Here is a 14,230-nt window from a genome sequence, read left to right as displayed (position 1 = left end):
GCTGCGCAAAATGCGCTGCTCGCCGGGGGTGAAGCACGAAGTCTGCGCAATGGGACGGTCACGCGCTCCCGGGGCCGACGGGGCGCGGGAGGTGGCGGAGGAACCAGTCCGCGGCCAGCTCGGCGACCCGGTCCAGGGTCCCCGGCTCCTCGAACAGGTGGCTCGCGTGCGGCACCACCGCGAGCCCGGTCTCGCAGCGCAGTCGGCTCCGGGCCCGCCGGTTGAGGTCGAGCACGGTGGGGTCCAGCGACCCGACGACGAGCAGCGTCGGGGCGCGGACCCGGGCCAGGGTGTCGGGCGCGGCGAGGTCCGGGCGGCCGCCCCGGGAGACCACAGCGCGTACCGCCGGGCCCAGTTCGGCGGCGGTGTGCAGCGCGGCCGCGGCGCCGGTGCTGGCACCGAACAGGCCGAGCGGCAGGCCCCGGGTCTCGGGCACGGTGGCGTCCGGGCCGCCCTCCGCCGGGCCCAGCCGCCGGGCGACGGCCGTCAGCCGGCCGCCCAGCAGCGCCACGTCGAACACGTTCCGCCGGTCGGGCTCCTCGGCCTCGGTGAGCAGGTCGAACAGCAGCGTGGCCAGCCCGGTGCGGTTCAGGTACTCGGCGACGTGCCGGTTGCGCGGGCTGTGCCGGCCGCTGCCGCTGCCGTGCGCGAAGACGACGACTCCGCGCGCGCCGACCGGGACGGTCAGCCGGCCCGCGAGGCGGACCCCGGTGACGGGCAGCAGCAGCTCCCGGTCGACCCCGGCGGAGGCCCCGGGCGGGTCGCCACGGGCGGCCTCGGCCAGCAGCCGCAGCACCTCCTCGTCCTCGGTCTGCGAGAAGTCGGCGTAGAACTCGCCGATCGCGTAGAACGGGGACGGCGTGTCGACGCAGACCAGCTCGTCGGCGACCTCGTCGAGACGCTCGGCCCAGTCCGCGGGCGCGACCGGCACCGCGAGCACCACCCGGGCCGCGCCGCGCTCCCGGACGATCCGGCAGGCCGCCCGGGCGGTGGACCCGGTGGCGATGCCGTCGTCCACCACGACCACCGTCCGTCCGCGCAGGTCGGCGGGCGGCCGGTCACCCCGGTAGCGGCGGGCCCGGCGCGCCAGCTCGGTGCGCTCGCGCCGTTCCACCTCGGCCAGTTGGCCGTCCGTGACCGAGGAGAACCGGATCACCTGCTCGTTCAGCACCCGGACGCCGTCCTCGCCGATCGCCCCCATGCCCAGCTCGGGCTGGTACGGCACGCCGAGCTTGCGGATCACGCAGATGTCCAGCGGTGCGCCGAGCGCCGCGGCGACCTCGGCGGCCACCGGCACGCCGCCCCTCGGCAGCGCCACGATCACGGTGTCGGGGCCGGCCAGGTGGCCGAGCCGGGCGGCCAGCCGACGGCCCGCCTCGGTGCGGTCGGCGAAGCGGGTGAAGTGGGTTCCGGTGACGTGCATGACACGGCCTCCGGTTCCACCGTACGTCGTTCCGGGCGGCTCGGGGCGGTCGCGGACGGGGGCTCCCGGGGTGCGCGCGGACGGGGTTCCCGGGGTGCGTGCGGAGGGCGGTGCGCGGGATCGGGAGCCGCGACCGGACCGGGGGCGCGACCGTGGTGCGACCAGGGCAGGACCCTGGCGCGACCGGGGCGGGACCGGAGCGGGATCCGGCCGGGACGGGGCCGGGATCCCGGGTGGGATCGGGCTGGGAGCCGGACGGGACGACACCCCCGTGTGGCCGGGACAGCGGGCGGCGCACGGTGGATCACAGAGGCGGACCGCAGCGCCCGCCCGCGACCGGAAGGAGCGCCCGCCATGTCGGGCACCGTGATCACCGACCTGCGCCGCCGAGGCGCCGTCGACCCCGGCCGCCTGCTCGCCGGGCCGCTGCGCGGCGTCGGCCTGCAACGGCTCGACCCGGGCCGGCGCACCGAGGTGGCCGCCGACGGCGTCGAGCACGCGCTCTACGTCACCGCCGGCTCCGGTCTCGCCGAACTGCCCGAGGGCGCCGTGCACCCGAACCAGCCGAACCAGCCGAACCAGCCGAACCAGCCGGACCACCAGGACCGCCAGGACCATCCGGAGCGTGCCGAGGCTGGCCTGCCGCTGGTCGAGGGCACCGCGATCGTGCTGCCGCTCGGATCGCGGACCGTGCTGACCGCCGGCACGGCCGGACTGGAGTACTTCCACGCCGTCCTCGCCGTCCCGCCCTCCTCCGAAGTAGGTGACCCCAGGTGATCGTCACCACCGACACCGGCGCGGCCATGGTCGTCATCGGCCCGAACGGCGAGCGGGTACGGATCCGCTCCCTCGCCCGGCGCCCGATGCTCGCCAGTGCCTGCGAGACCTTCGACCACCTGCGGCTGAGCCCCGGCGCCCACCACGTGCTCGCGGGTCGGCCCGACACCGAGACCGTCCTGCACGTGCTGCGCGGAGCCGCCGTCGTCGGGCAACTCTCCGAGGAGACCGACCACTTGGCCTCCGCGGGGGACCTGCTGATGGCCCACCGCGGCTGCATGCTGCACCTCGAAGCCGGACCGCTCGGGGCGGAACTGCTCTGCCTGACCCTCGCCGTCCCCCGGCACACCGCCGGCGCCCGGGCCGCCCCGGCCCGCCGCCGAGCCACCCGCCGCGACCGGCCCTGACCGGCCCCGACGGGTCCTGCCAGTCCTCGATCCGAGGAGACCCCTCGTGATACTCGTCCCCGCTGCCGTCCCCCGCACCGCGCCCGCGTTCCAGCGGCTGATCGACCCCGAGCAGCGGCCGGCCGTCCGCGCCGGACTCACCGTCGAGGCGCTGCCGCCGGGCGTCCGGGTCGAGCAACTCCCTTACGAATCTGTCGAATCGGTGACGGTGGTGCTCTCCGGTCGGCTGCTCGCGGCCGGCCGGATCCTCTCCCCGGGCGAGGCGCTGCACCACCGGCCCGGCACCTCCTACCGGCTCACCGCCGTCCGCGGCGCGCCGACCGCCGTGCTCACCGTCCGTCCCACCCCGCCCCGGGCCGTCATCCCGGCCCAGCGGTCGGGCTCCGCTCCCGCCCCGAGCTGGCGGCAGGTGGAGGTGGGCACCGTACGGCTCGACCCGGTCGGTGTCTGCGGACCGTACGCGGACCGGGCCGCCGACGCCTTCCTGGTGGTCCTCTCCGGAGCCTCCTCCTTCCTCGGCGAGCTCGGTGAAGTGCCGTTGCTCCCCGGCGACTTGGTCTACGTCCGGGCGGGGGAGCGGTACGGCCTCCGGGCCGGCCGCCGCGGACCGGTCACCGCCGTCCTGGGCCGCGTCGGCACCCCTGGCGCCGCCCTGGGGCCGGAGTGGGACAGCAGGCCCATGCGCTCGGGGCAGGCCGATCCGCAGGGGTGAGGGCGCGAGGCCGGGAGGCCGCGGCGAGATGACAGTCGACAGCTGACAGAGTTCAAAATCTGTCAGCTGTCGACTGTCATCTGTTATCCGTCTGCCCGCCCGCCCGTCGCCCGTCCGTCGCCGTCGGGTGCGGCGACCGGCGGGCCGACACGCGGAGGGCTTCACGCGCACGTCACGGAAAGTCACGTGATCGCCGCTGATAGTGTCGGCCGGGTGGATGAAGAACAGCCGGTGGAACCTGCGGACCCGGCCGGAGACCCGCCCGTCCGTGTGCTGATCGTCGACGACCACCCCCTGTTCCGGGAGGGGCTCAAGGCGGCACTGGAGAGCGCTGAGGGCGTCCTCGTGGTCGCCGAGGCCGAGCGGGTCGCCGACGTTCCGGGGGCGGTCGCCCGGCACCACCCCGACGTGGTGATCATGGACCTCTCGCTGCCCGACGGCTCCGGACTGGAGGCCGTCCGGCAGCTCGCCACCCGGGAGGCGCCGCCGCCGGTGCTGATGCTGACCATGTCGGACGACGACGGGAACCTGCTCGCCGCCCTCCAGGCGGGCGCGCGCGGCTACCTGGTCAAGGGGGCCGGGCGGGAGGAGGTGCTGCACGCGGTGCGGACGGTCGCGACGGGCGGCGCGGTGTTCGGCGGCGAGGTGGCCGGGAGGATCACCGCTCTGCTGGCCGGGGCGAGGATGCGGGAGGCGGGGCAGCTCTTCCCCGAACTCACCGCCCGCGAGGCCGAGGTGCTGGGCCTGGTCGCGCGCGGGCTGGACAACCGGCGGATCGCCCGGGAGCTGGTGGTCGCGGAGAAGACCGTCCGCAACCACATCACCCACATCTTCGAGAAGCTGCACGTCGCCACGCGCGCCGAGGCGGTCGCCCGGGCCCGCGACATGGGCCTCGGCGACGGCCGGACCTCCCCGGAGCGGTGAACCGGAGCGGTGAACCGGAGCGGTGAACCGGAGGGGCGATCCGAGGGGCGAACGGTGAAGGTGAACGCGGGCGGTGGGCCGGAGAAGTGAACCGGGGGTGCCGGCCCGCCGACCGGCACCCCCGGAGTCCTGCCGCTCCGCCCTACGGCCGCATCTCGTACGCACCGGAGAGGGCCTCGACCCGCTCCCACACCCGCGCGTCCCGCGCCGGGTCGGCGACCGGGCGGCGCACGTTCGTCAGCGCCCAGGCGGCCTGCTCCTCGGTGGCCGAGGCCTTGCCGTGCAGCTCGGTGGCGTGCGCGGAGAAGTCGCGGACCAGCGCGTCGAAGATCCGGTCCAGCACGTCGCCGCCGTCCTCGGAGGCGGTCAGGCCGGTCAACTCGGCCTGCTCCAGCACCAGCTGGCCGTAGACGATCAGCGCGAACAGCTGGCCGATCTCCAGCAGGAAGTCCAGGTCGGCCTGCTGCTCCTTGCTCGGCGCGTTCTCGAGCAGCAGCGCGCAGAAGCCGTCGGCCTGCTCGCGGAAGCGGGCGACGTTGGGCAGCGCGGCGTGGCGGTCGTAGGCGGCGCGCCAGTCGTGGAAGCGGATCGCGCCGAGGCCGCGGGCCGGGCCCTGCCGGAACAGGAAGTCGTCGTCGGCGGCGTCCAGGCGGCTCGGCACCGGGGCGTAGTCGGCCGGGGCGAACAGGTAGTTGCCCATGAACTTGAGGATCAGCGCCAGGTTGACGTGGACGGTGCCCTCCAGCTTCGGCAGGCCGCGGATGTCCTTCGCGGCCTTGTCGAAGTAGGTGTCCGCCTCGAAGCCCTTGGCGGCGATGACGTCCCACATCAGGTCGATGACCTTCTCGCCCTCGGTGGTGACCTTCATCTTGGTCATCGGGTTGAACAGCAGGTAGCGGCGGTCCTCGGGGGAGGCGGTGCGGAAGTAGTCCACGGCCCGCGCGCTGAACAGCTTCATCGCCACCAGGCGGACGTAGGCGTCGGTCAGCTCCCGCTTGACGTGCGGGAAGTCGGTGACCCGCTTGCCGTACAGCACTCGGCTGTGGGCGTGCGTGACGGCCTCGTACATCGCGTGCTCGCAGATGCCGATCGAGGCGGTGCAGAGGTTGAACTTGCCGACGTTGACGGTGTTGAGCGCGGCGTCGAAGGCGGCCTGGCCGGTGTGCAGCACGTCCTCGGCGCGCACCGGGTAGTCCTCCAGGCGGAACTCGCTGACGTACATCTGCGCGTTCACCACGTTCTTGACCAGGTGGTACGCGTCGTGGCGGCTGTCGGCGGCGAAGAAGACGTAGCCCTCCGGGCCCTCGACGTCCGAGCGGCGGCCGAACACCGAGACCAGGCCGGCCACGTTGCCGTTGCCGATGTAGTACTTGGAGCCGGTCGCGGTGAAGCCGCCCTCGCCGTCCGGGGTGAGGATCATGTCGGTGGAGTAGATGTCCGCGCCGTGGGTGCGCTCGGAGAGGCCGAAGGCCATCACGTGGCCCTCGGCCAGCAGCTTGGCGGCGCGGGCGCGGACGGCCTCGTTCCCGCTCTGCCAGACCGGGCCCAGGCCCAGGATGGTGACCTGCCAGGTGTACCAGTAGCCGAGGCCGTAGAAGCCGAGGATCTCGTTCAGCTCGGCGATGCGGGCGGTGTCCCAGCGCTTGTCGGGGTCGGCCGAGGCGGGGGTCAGGAACTCCGCGAACAGGCCCTCCTTCGCGGCGAAGTCCAGGAAGTCGGCGTACCAGCTGCGGTCGATGTAGGTGTCGATCAGCGCCTTCTTGCCGCGGGACTCGAACCAGTCCACCGTCGCGCGCAGCAGCCGGCGGGTCGGCTCGTCGAACTGTGCGGGGTCGTAGTTGCGCGGGTTGAAGAGCATCGAGGGGCTCCCGGGGGTCGAGGGTGTGAGGAGGGGCGGGTGGCAGGGACCGGGCGTCGCCCGCCGTCCGCCGGTCGTCGGCGGTCCGCCGTCAGCCGGCGGAGGAGAGGCGGCGCAGGGTGGCGAGCACGTCGTCGAGCCAGGCGAGGGTCATCCGCTCGTACTCGATGCCGCCGCGCAGCACCACGTGCTGCAGCTGCTGCCCGGCGTCGAGCGCGGTGGCGTCGGGGAAGTCCCGCTGCTCGCCGTGCAGGTAGCGGGCGAGCAGGGCGGCATGGCCCTCGCGGTGCCGTTCGACCTCGGAGATCAGTGCGGCCGGGTCGTCGAAGGCGGCGGCCCGGATCTTGACCGCGAGCTCGTGCCGGACGGTCTCCGGTTCGACCGGTTCGCGCAGCCAGCCGGCCAGCGCGGCCCGTCCGGCCTCGGCCGCCGAGTAGACCTTCTTGTCCGGGCGTCCGTCCTGGCTGACCTCCTGCGCGGCCACCCAGCCGTCCGCCTCCATCCGCCGCAGCACCCGGTAGATCTGCTGGTGGGTGGCGGTCCAGAAGCGCCCGATCGAGCGGTCGAAGCGCCGGGCCAGCTCGTAGCCGGAGCCGGGCTGCTCCAGCAGTGAGACGAGGATCGCGTGCTCCAATGCCATGGCCCGCATCCTGCTATGCAACGAGTTGCATAGGCAATGGCGACCCGGACGGTTGAGACGCAGGTCACCGGCGTGATCCGATGGTTATCGGTTATTCCGGACTATTGGGTGCAAATCGTTGGATAAGAGCCAGAATGGGTACGGGGCAAGCGCCTTACCGGTTCCGACCACAGGAGGTGGTATCGGTGGCAACCCATATCCCGACGACGGGCATGGAGCACCATCCGGACATCGTCGAACTGCGCGAACGCTACGAGCGGGTCACCTCGACCCCCCGCGCTCAGGGCATCGAGGCCCTGGCCGTCCTGGCCGGCCTCTTCCTGGCGGCATCGCCGTGGATCGTCGGCTTCACCGCGTACAACACCCTGACCGTGACCTGCCTGATCGTCGGGCTGGCCTACACGGCTCTGATGGCCGGCTACGGGTCGGCCTACGAACGCACCCACGCGCGGGCCTGGGCGGCCGCCGCGCTCGGTGCCTGGACGATCATCTCCCCGTGGGTCGTCTCCGGGTCCGTCGCGCACGGCAAGAACATCGTGACCTGCGTCATCGTGGGCGCCGTGATGTTCCTGCTCGGCCTCGCGGCGATCTCGATGGCGACCATGACGTCGAACGGAGCATCGATGCGGCGCGGCCGGGCCGGTCGCGCCAAGGGCTGATCTTCCCCGCAGCCCGTGACCGGGGCGCGGAGGGCGCAACCGCCCGCCGCGCCCCGGCGCGCGTCCTCCGGCGAAGGCGCGGCCGGCGACCGGGACCAAGCCGTGTCACAGCCGCCGGCCGGCCCGGCCCGCTAGGGGTGCGTCATCCGCAGCACGTCCAGCGCCTCGTCCAGCTGCTCCACGGTGAGCCTGCCCTGTTCGACGTAGCCGCGCTCCAGCACCACCTGACGGATCGTCTTGCGCTCCGCCAGTGCCTGCTTGGCGACCTTCGCGGCCTCCTCGTACCCGATGTAGCGGTTCAGCGGGGTCACCACCGAGGGTGAGGACTCCGCGTACTCCCGGGCCCGTTCGACGTTGGCGGTGATGCCGTCCACCGTCCGGTCGGCCAGCAGCCGGGCGCTGTTGGCGAGCAGCCGCACCGACTCCAGCACGTTGCGGGCGAGCACCGGGAGCATCACGTTCAGCTCGAAGTTGCCGCTCGCGCCCGCCAGGGTGACCGTCGCGTCGTTGCCCACCACCTGGGCGGCGACCATCAGCACCACCTCGGGCAGCACCGGGTTCACCTTGCCCGGCATGATCGACGAACCCGGCTGGAGGTCCGGCAGGTTGATCTCGCCGAGCCCGGTGCGCGGACCGGAGCCCATCCACCGCAGGTCGTTCGCGATCTTCGTGAACCCGACCGCCACCGTGCGCAGTTGACCGCTCAGTTCGACCAGGGCGTCCCGTGCGCCCTGCGCCTCGAAGTGGTTCCTGGCCTCGGTCAGCGGCAGGTCGGTGGCGCGGGCGACCTCCGCGATGACGGCCTCCGGGAAGCCGGGCGGGGTGTTGATCCCGGTGCCCACCGCCGTGCCGCCGAGCGGGAGTTCGGCCACCCGGGGGAGGGTGGCCAGCAGCCGCTCCCGCCCGTGCCGTACCTGCGCCGCGTAGCCGCCGAACTCCTGGCCGAGCGTGACGGGCGTGGCGTCCATCAGGTGGGTGCGGCCCGACTTGACCACCCGGGCGAACTCGGCGGCCTTGCGCTCCAACGCCTCCGCGAGGTGCTCCAGCGCCGGGACCAGGTCGTGGGTGACGGCGCCGGTGGCGGCGATGTGGATCGAGGACGGGAAGACGTCGTTGGACGACTGGCTGGCGTTGACGTGGTCGTTCGGGTGGACCGGCCGGCCCAGCCGCTCCCCGGCCAGGGTCGCGATCACCTCGTTGGTGTTCATGTTGGACGAGGTGCCCGAGCCGGTCTGGAACACGTCCACCGGGAACTGGTCGTCCCAGCGCCCGTCCGCGACCTCCTCGGCCGCCGCCGCGATCGCCTCCGCCGTCTCCTCGTCCAGCACCCCGAGCCGGGCGTTCACCCGGGCGGCTGCCGCCTTGATCCGGGCCAGCGCGGCGATGTGCGCCCGCTCCAGCCGCTGACCGGACACCGGGAAGTTCTCCACCGCCCGCTGCGTCTGCGCCTGCCACTTCGCGTCGGCCGGCACCCGGACCTCGCCCATCGAGTCGTGCTCGATCCGGTACTCCTGCGGCTTCTCCTGCTGGCCACCCATCGCGCGCTGCACCTCCTGTACGGGCCCGACCGGGCCCGGAACGGATCTCCGATCACCACAGCCGCGAGCGGGGCCCGGGTATTTCCGGTGGGGGTGACCCGGTTCCGGTTCTGGTCCCGGTTCGGGCCCGGCGCCTACTGCCGGGGCAGGCCGGTACGGGCCACCTCGGCGCGGACCAGCTCGCCCGGGGCGGTACCGGCCTGGGCGACGAGGCCGCCGCCCGGGGCCCAGACGCCGGAGCCGCCCGAGCTGTCCGGGTACTCGCCGGTGGCCCCGGCGCAGGTCGCGAGCACGCACCACACCCCGTGGGCGGCGGCCCGGTCGCGGACGTGGCCGTCCCGGCGCTCGGCCTGGGCTGCGCCGGGCCCGTAGAGGGTGGAGGCGACGTAGGCGTCGATGCCGAGCGCGGCGGTCTCCTCGGCGTGCGTCGGATCGGCGGCGTCCGCGCAGACGGCGAGGCCGAGCCGCAGACCGTCCAGCTCCAGGACGACGGGCTTCCCGCCCGGGGTGAAGCGCTCGACCTCGGCGCCGTGCAGGCGCATCTTCCGGTAGACGACCTCGGCGCCCTGCCCGGTGACCGCCAGCGTGGCGATGGACTCGCGCCCGTCGGCCTCGACCGCCGGCGCCCCGACCAGGGCGACGGCGCCGGCCGCGGCGCAGGCCGCCACCAGCGGTGCGAGCCGGGCGTCCGCCGGGTCGACGGCCGGTGCGGCCAGGTCGTAGCCGGTCAGCGACAGCTCGGGGAACACCGCCAGCCGGGTGCCCGCCTCCCGTACCGCCTCGGCGTGCAGGGCCACGTTCTCGGACACGGTGTCCGGACGGCCGGCGGCGGCGCAGACGGGCTGGGCGACGGCGACCGTCAGCGGCCCGGGCACGGGACGCGCGGGCACGGGCGGGTTCGCGGACGAGGGCATGGCGGGGCCTCCGGCGGGCGGGGTGGGGTGATCGCGATCAACCTATGCGCCCGCCGAGGAGCCGGGCAACAGAGTCCGGACGAGGAGCTGTGCAGGTGGACGGGGTTCCCGGGGCGGATCGGACCGATCTCACTCGAAGGAGTGAGATCCCCGGCGGGTGCTTCAAACGGCCGTACGCCCCTCCATACGCTCCAGACCGGGCCGGGCGGACTCCGGCCGGACCCGGATCGCCGCAGCTCGGCCCGGGGGGACCAGCGCGAAGGGGCGGACGGACGGATGACCACAGGACACGGCCCGATGGGCGGAACGGGTGACGGGGCGACACCGGAGGGGATGACCCCCATGAATACCCGCATGAATGCCCAGGTGGACGCCGCTGCGGACGCCCCGACGGAGGCCTCCGCGGGCGCCCGGGCGCAGGCCCCGGCGAGAGCCTCGTCGACGGCCCCGGCGGGCCCCGCGGGCACGCGGAGGAGCACCACCGACGGCCTCACCCGCCGACAGCTGCTGGGCGCGTCGGCGGTGCTCGGCGGTGCGGCCTGGCTGCTGCGCGGCACCGTCGGCCCGGACAGCGCCGAGGCCGCCACGCCCGTACCGCCCGGGCTGCCCGCCGGCACCGAGCTCTACCAGCGGGTCTTCCAGAACTGGTCCGGCGAGATCCGCACCGACCAGCTGTGGACCTGCGTGCCGCGCACCCCCGAGGAGGTCCCGGCCCTCGCCGACTGGGCGCACGCCAACGGCTGGCGGCTGCGCGCCTCCGGCTACCGGCACACCTGGGCGCCGCTCACCGTCGCCGCCGGGACCCCGGAGAGCGCCCGGGTCCTGCTCGTGGACACCAGCCGGTACCTCACCGCCATCAGCGCCGACTCGCCCGGCACCGTCCGGGTGCAGACCGGCGCCACCATGGAGGCCCTGCTCGCGCACCTGGCCCAGCGCGGCCTCGGCCTGACCGCCTGCCCCGCCCCCGGCGAGCTCACCGTCGGCGGCGTGCTCGCCATCGGCGGCCACGGCACCGCCACCACGGCGGTCGGGGAGGCGCGGCCGGAGGGGCACGGCTACGGCTCGGTCAGCAACCAGGTCGTCCGGCTCACCGCCGTCGTCCTCGACCCGGCCACCGGCCGCTACACCCTGCGCACCTTCGACCGCTCCGAGGCCGACAGCGCCGCCTTCCTGGTGCACCTGGGCCGGGCCTTCCTCACCGAGGTGGTGCTGCGGGCCGGCGCCGACCGCCCGTTGCGCTGCGTCAGCCGGCTCGACATCCCGGCGAGCGAGCTCTTCGCCCGCCCGGGCAGCGACAGCGGCAGCGGCACCGGGACCGGCGGCGGGCTCGGCGGAGTGCTCGGGGGAGTGCTGGGCGGCGTCCTCGGCGGCGGGAGCGGCCCGCGCACGCTCGCCGAGTTCGTGGACCGCGACGGCCGGGTCGAGGCGATCTGGTTCGCCTACACCGAGTACCCCTGGCTCAAGACCTGGAGCGTCACCCCGAACAAGCCGCTCGGCTCCCTCTCCGTCGACCGCCCCTACAACTACCCCTTCTCGGACAGCATTCCGGAGCCGGTCGCCCGGCTCGCCGGGGAGATCGTCGCCGGCGCCTGGGCATCGGCCCCGCTGTTCGGCCAACTCCAGTACCTGGTCGCGAAGGTGGGGCTCACCGGCGACATCACGGACATCCTGCTCTCCGGCGACCTGCTGCGCCGGCTGCTCAGCGGCGAGGTGCTCACCCACCTGCTCGCCGGCGGACTGCGCTCCGACCTCTGGGGCCCTTCCCGCGCCCTGCTCCAGTACGTCCGCCCGACCACCCTGCGGGTCACCGCCAACGGCTACGCGATCCTCACCAAGCGCGCCGACCTCCAGTGGGTGGTGAGCGAATTCGCCGCTTACTACCGGGAGTCGCTCGCCGCCTACCAGGCCCGGGGCGAGTTCCCGGTGAACGGCGCGGTGGAGATCCGGGTCACCGGCCTGGACGACCCGGCCGCCTCCGGCGTCCCCGGCGCCCGGCCCCCGCTGCTGTCCGCGCTGCGCCCGCGCGCCGACCGTCCCGAGTGGGACACGGCGGTCTGGCTGGACGTCCTGGCCTTCCCCGGCACCCCCGGACTGGAGCGCTTCGCCCGGGAGTTGGAGCAGTGGCTGCTGCGCACCTTCGACGGCACCCGGGCGGGCCTGCGGGTCGAGTGGTCCAAGGGCTGGGCCTACACCGACGCCGCCGCCTGGTCCGACCCGGACATGATCGGCCGGGCCATCCCCGACAGCCTGCGGGCCGGCGGCGGGCCCGGCTGGGACGAGGCGGTCGCCGTCCTGGACCGCCACGACCCGCACCGGGTGTTCGGAAATCCCTTCCTGGACGGGCTGTTGAAGTAGTCCGTTCCCGCCAGGGGATGCTGACTGGTCGTCAGATGTGTTCCATGACGATCACCGCGAGGGTGTCCGGGGCCAGGGCGCGGAACACGTGCGGAGCGTCGCCCGGGTAGCTCACGTAGTCGCCCGGGCCCAGTTCCACCGGCGCCTCCGTCGGCCCGACCAGCGCCCGCCCGGCACCGATCAGCACGTGCTCGACGGTGCCGGGCATGTGCGGGTCGGAGGCCCTGGTCTCGCCCGGCTGCGCCTCGATCCGGTAGATGTCGCGCCGGGCGTTGGGCGGGCAGGAGGAGAGCACGGTGGCGGCGTAGTCGGCACGCTCGGAGTGGGTCACCGGGCCCTCGCCGACCCGGATCACCTTGACCACCGGGCGCGGCGGGTCGACCAGCCGGCTGAACGGCACGTTCAGCGCGACCCCGAGTGCCCAGAGCGTCTCCACGCTGGGGTTGCCCGCGCCCGACTCCAGCTGGGACAGGGTGGACTTGGCGATGCCCGCACGCCGGGCCAGCTCGGCCATCGACAGGCCGCTGCGCTCGCGCTCGCGCCGGATCGAGGCGGCGATCTGGCCGATCAGCTCGGTGCCGTTCCCGTTGCCGTTGCCGCCGGTGCTGCCGCCGCCGGGGCGGTTGCCGGTGCTGCCGTCGGGGCCCGTGGCCGGGGTGGTCTGGTCACTCATGCTCGCCACTCACGCTTCCTCCTGGCCCCTTCCACGTCCACGGCTCCCGGTGCGGCCGATGCCGCCGTTCATGCTGCCACGGTCGGTCGCGCCGACCGTACCGACCGCGTCGGCCATCGTTCGCCGGATCGGTCCGCCTGTTCGCCTTGACGAACGAGGCTGGAGCGGTTCACTCTAATGAACATGCGTTCGCTACTCCGAACACTGGAGCGCGCCACCCTCCGGGACGTCGCTCTGGTCTGCCTGGCCGATGCCCTCGTCGGCGCCTCCTTCGGCGCGATCAGCGTCTCCGGCGGCCTACCGCTCTGGGTGCCGGTCGCCCTCTCCGTCCTGGTGTTCGCGGGCGGCTCCCAGTTCGCGGCGGTCGGCGTGGTGCTCTCCGGCGGCGGCGCCCTCGCCGCGGTCGCCACCGGGCTGGTGCTCAACGCCCGGCTGCTGCCCTTCGGCTTCACCGTGGCCGATGTGCTCGACGGCCCCTGGTGGCGGCGCCTGCTGGGTGCGCAGCTGCTCACCGACGAGACCGCCGCCTTCGCCCTGCAGCAGAACGAGCCGCGCCGGCGCCACGCCGTGTACTGGCTCTGCGGGATCGCGCTGTTCGTGGTCTGGAACGTCTCGGTGCTGCTCGGCGCGCTCGCGGGCGGGCTGCTCGGCGACACGGACGCGCTCGGCCTGGACGCGGCCTTCCCGGCGGTGCTGCTCGCCCTCGTCCTGCCCTCGCTCGTGGGCCGCCGCATCCGTACGGCGGCGCTGGTGGGAGCGGTGGTCGCGGTCGCCGCCACGCCGTTCGTCCCGGCCGGGCTGCCGGTGCTGCTGGCCCTAGTCGGGCTGCTGTTCGCCGGACGGCCGGCGGAGGGGGAGGCGGCCCGGAGTGCCGCGGACGAGCAGAACGTGGAGAACGCGGTGGGCGGGGAGAGTGCTGTGAAGAGCGAGAAGGAGACGGTTCGATGATGCCGCTGTACGCCGTTCTGCTGCTCGCGGCCGGAACGTACGCCTACCGGCTCGCCGGGCCGCTGCTCGCCGGCCGGCTCGCCCTCTCGGAGCGACTGCGGCACCTGCTGGCCGTCGCGGCGACGGTGCTGCTCGTGGCCCTGGTCGCGACCGGCGCGCTGACCCAGGGGCACGGTTTCGCGGGGTGGGCCCGCCCGGCGGGCGTGCTGGCCGCAGGGGTGCTCGCGCTGCGCCGGGCACCGTTCCCGGTGGTGGTGGTCGCCGGTGCGGCGACGACGGCGGTGCTGCGGCTCTGCGGGGTGGGGTGACGGCTGACAGCTGACAGAGTTTGAAATCTGTTATCTGTTATCTGTTATCTGTCGGCTGTCATCTGTTCGCTGTCACCCGCCCTCCGTCACCCGC

At 74.1% G+C, this 14,230-nt stretch carries 14 protein-coding genes; 8 read left to right on the top strand and 6 right to left on the bottom strand.

Going from position 1 to position 14,230, the window contains the following annotated elements:
* Positions 1-58: 58 nt before the first annotated feature.
* Positions 59-1,423 (bottom strand): phosphoribosyltransferase family protein, encoded by a 1,365-nt coding sequence (locus ACFRQN_RS01955; RefSeq protein WP_380737509.1) that lies wholly within the window; start codon positions 1,421-1,423, stop codon positions 59-61.
* A gap of 354 nt (positions 1,424-1,777) precedes the next feature.
* Here ACFRQN_RS01955 and ACFRQN_RS01950 point away from each other — a divergent pair, with 354 nt between their 5' ends.
* The 4 genes from ACFRQN_RS01950 (at position 1,778) to ACFRQN_RS01935 (ending at position 4,243) form a co-directional block, all read left to right on the top strand.
* Positions 1,778-2,200 carry a hypothetical protein gene (locus ACFRQN_RS01950; protein ID WP_380737507.1) on the top strand — a complete coding sequence of 141 codons (423 nt, stop codon included), beginning with the start codon at positions 1,778-1,780 and terminating at the stop codon, positions 2,198-2,200.
* Positions 2,197-2,607 (top strand): hypothetical protein, encoded by a 411-nt coding sequence (locus tag ACFRQN_RS01945; RefSeq protein ID WP_380737505.1) that lies wholly within the window; start codon positions 2,197-2,199, stop codon positions 2,605-2,607. Before ACFRQN_RS01950 ends, ACFRQN_RS01945 begins: the two co-directional genes overlap by 4 nt.
* A 46-nt stretch (positions 2,608-2,653) precedes the next feature.
* Positions 2,654-3,319, top strand: coding sequence for a hypothetical protein (locus tag ACFRQN_RS01940; RefSeq protein WP_380737503.1), 666 nt, complete (start codon positions 2,654-2,656; stop codon positions 3,317-3,319).
* Positions 3,320-3,532: 213 nt separating this feature from the next.
* Positions 3,533-4,243: a response regulator transcription factor gene (locus tag ACFRQN_RS01935; protein WP_234348413.1), complete on the top strand. Its 711-nt coding sequence runs from the start codon at positions 3,533-3,535 to the stop codon at positions 4,241-4,243.
* Between the two features lie 142 nt (positions 4,244-4,385).
* Here the strand turns inward: ACFRQN_RS01935 and ACFRQN_RS01930 are convergent, their stop codons facing one another.
* Both ACFRQN_RS01930 and ACFRQN_RS01925 read right to left on the bottom strand, forming a co-directional pair.
* Complete coding sequence (locus ACFRQN_RS01930) at positions 4,386-6,101, bottom strand: acyl-CoA dehydrogenase family protein (protein ID WP_380737501.1); 1,716 nt, start codon at positions 6,099-6,101, stop codon at positions 4,386-4,388.
* A 91-nt stretch (positions 6,102-6,192) separates the two neighbouring features.
* Entirely contained in the window at positions 6,193-6,741 is a 549-nt protein-coding gene (locus ACFRQN_RS01925; protein ID WP_074004213.1) for a PadR family transcriptional regulator, read from the bottom strand.
* Between the two features lie 185 nt (positions 6,742-6,926).
* Between ACFRQN_RS01925 and ACFRQN_RS01920 the strand changes: the two genes are divergently transcribed.
* Complete coding sequence (locus ACFRQN_RS01920; protein ID WP_310593178.1) at positions 6,927-7,400, top strand: SPW repeat protein; 474 nt, start codon at positions 6,927-6,929, stop codon at positions 7,398-7,400.
* Between the two features lie 131 nt (positions 7,401-7,531).
* On the opposite strand, the gene ACFRQN_RS01915 is transcribed toward ACFRQN_RS01920, so the two are convergent.
* Complete coding sequence (locus tag ACFRQN_RS01915; RefSeq protein WP_380737499.1) at positions 7,532-8,938, bottom strand: class II fumarate hydratase; 1,407 nt, start codon at positions 8,936-8,938, stop codon at positions 7,532-7,534.
* A gap of 134 nt (positions 8,939-9,072) precedes the next feature.
* Entirely contained in the window at positions 9,073-9,852 is a 780-nt protein-coding gene (locus tag ACFRQN_RS01910) for a carbon-nitrogen hydrolase family protein (RefSeq protein WP_380737497.1), read from the bottom strand.
* Between the two features lie 342 nt (positions 9,853-10,194).
* On the opposite strand from ACFRQN_RS01910, the gene ACFRQN_RS01905 reads away from it, so the two are divergent.
* Entirely contained in the window at positions 10,195-12,207 is a 2,013-nt protein-coding gene (locus ACFRQN_RS01905; protein WP_380737495.1) for a cholesterol oxidase substrate-binding domain-containing protein, read from the top strand.
* A 31-nt stretch (positions 12,208-12,238) separates the two neighbouring features.
* Here the strand turns inward: ACFRQN_RS01905 and ACFRQN_RS01900 are convergent, their stop codons facing one another.
* Positions 12,239-12,880: a helix-turn-helix domain-containing protein gene (locus ACFRQN_RS01900; protein WP_380737493.1), complete on the bottom strand. Its 642-nt coding sequence runs from the start codon at positions 12,878-12,880 to the stop codon at positions 12,239-12,241.
* Between the two features lie 183 nt (positions 12,881-13,063).
* Here ACFRQN_RS01900 and ACFRQN_RS01895 point away from each other — a divergent pair, with 183 nt between their 5' ends.
* Positions 13,064-13,828 carry an AzlC family ABC transporter permease gene (locus ACFRQN_RS01895; protein ID WP_380737491.1) on the top strand — a complete coding sequence of 255 codons (765 nt, stop codon included), beginning with the start codon at positions 13,064-13,066 and terminating at the stop codon, positions 13,826-13,828.
* Positions 13,828-14,136, top strand: coding sequence for an AzlD domain-containing protein (locus ACFRQN_RS01890; protein ID WP_369808302.1), 309 nt, complete (start codon positions 13,828-13,830; stop codon positions 14,134-14,136). The genes ACFRQN_RS01895 and ACFRQN_RS01890 overlap by 1 nt, the downstream gene beginning before the upstream one ends.
* Positions 14,137-14,230 lie beyond the last annotated feature (94 nt).

The organism is Kitasatospora sp. NPDC056800, from assembly GCF_042789775.1.
Taxonomy (GTDB): Bacteria; Actinomycetota; Actinomycetes; order Streptomycetales; family Streptomycetaceae; genus Kitasatospora.
This window is presented reverse-complemented; position numbering and strand designations above follow the sequence as displayed.

Coding starts and splice junctions, on each gene's coding strand:
- ACFRQN_RS01900 (WP_380737493.1), bottom strand. CDS start 12,880: ATGAGTGACCAGACCACCCCGGCCACGGGCCCCGACGGCAGCACCGGC.
- ACFRQN_RS01910 (WP_380737497.1), bottom strand. CDS start 9,852: ATGCCCTCGTCCGCGAACCCGCCCGTGCCCGCGCGTCCCGTGCCCGGG.
- ACFRQN_RS01915 (WP_380737499.1), bottom strand. CDS start 8,938: ATGGGTGGCCAGCAGGAGAAGCCGCAGGAGTACCGGATCGAGCACGAC.
- ACFRQN_RS01925 (WP_074004213.1), bottom strand. CDS start 6,741: ATGGCATTGGAGCACGCGATCCTCGTCTCACTGCTGGAGCAGCCCGGC.
- ACFRQN_RS01950 (WP_380737507.1), top strand. CDS start 1,778: ATGTCGGGCACCGTGATCACCGACCTGCGCCGCCGAGGCGCCGTCGAC.
- ACFRQN_RS01890 (WP_369808302.1), top strand. CDS start 13,828: ATGCCGCTGTACGCCGTTCTGCTGCTCGCGGCCGGAACGTACGCCTAC.
- ACFRQN_RS01930 (WP_380737501.1), bottom strand. CDS start 6,101: ATGCTCTTCAACCCGCGCAACTACGACCCCGCACAGTTCGACGAGCCG.
- ACFRQN_RS01895 (WP_380737491.1), top strand. CDS start 13,064: ATGCGTTCGCTACTCCGAACACTGGAGCGCGCCACCCTCCGGGACGTC.
- ACFRQN_RS01905 (WP_380737495.1), top strand. CDS start 10,195: ATGAATACCCGCATGAATGCCCAGGTGGACGCCGCTGCGGACGCCCCG.
- ACFRQN_RS01955 (WP_380737509.1), bottom strand. CDS start 1,423: ATGCACGTCACCGGAACCCACTTCACCCGCTTCGCCGACCGCACCGAG.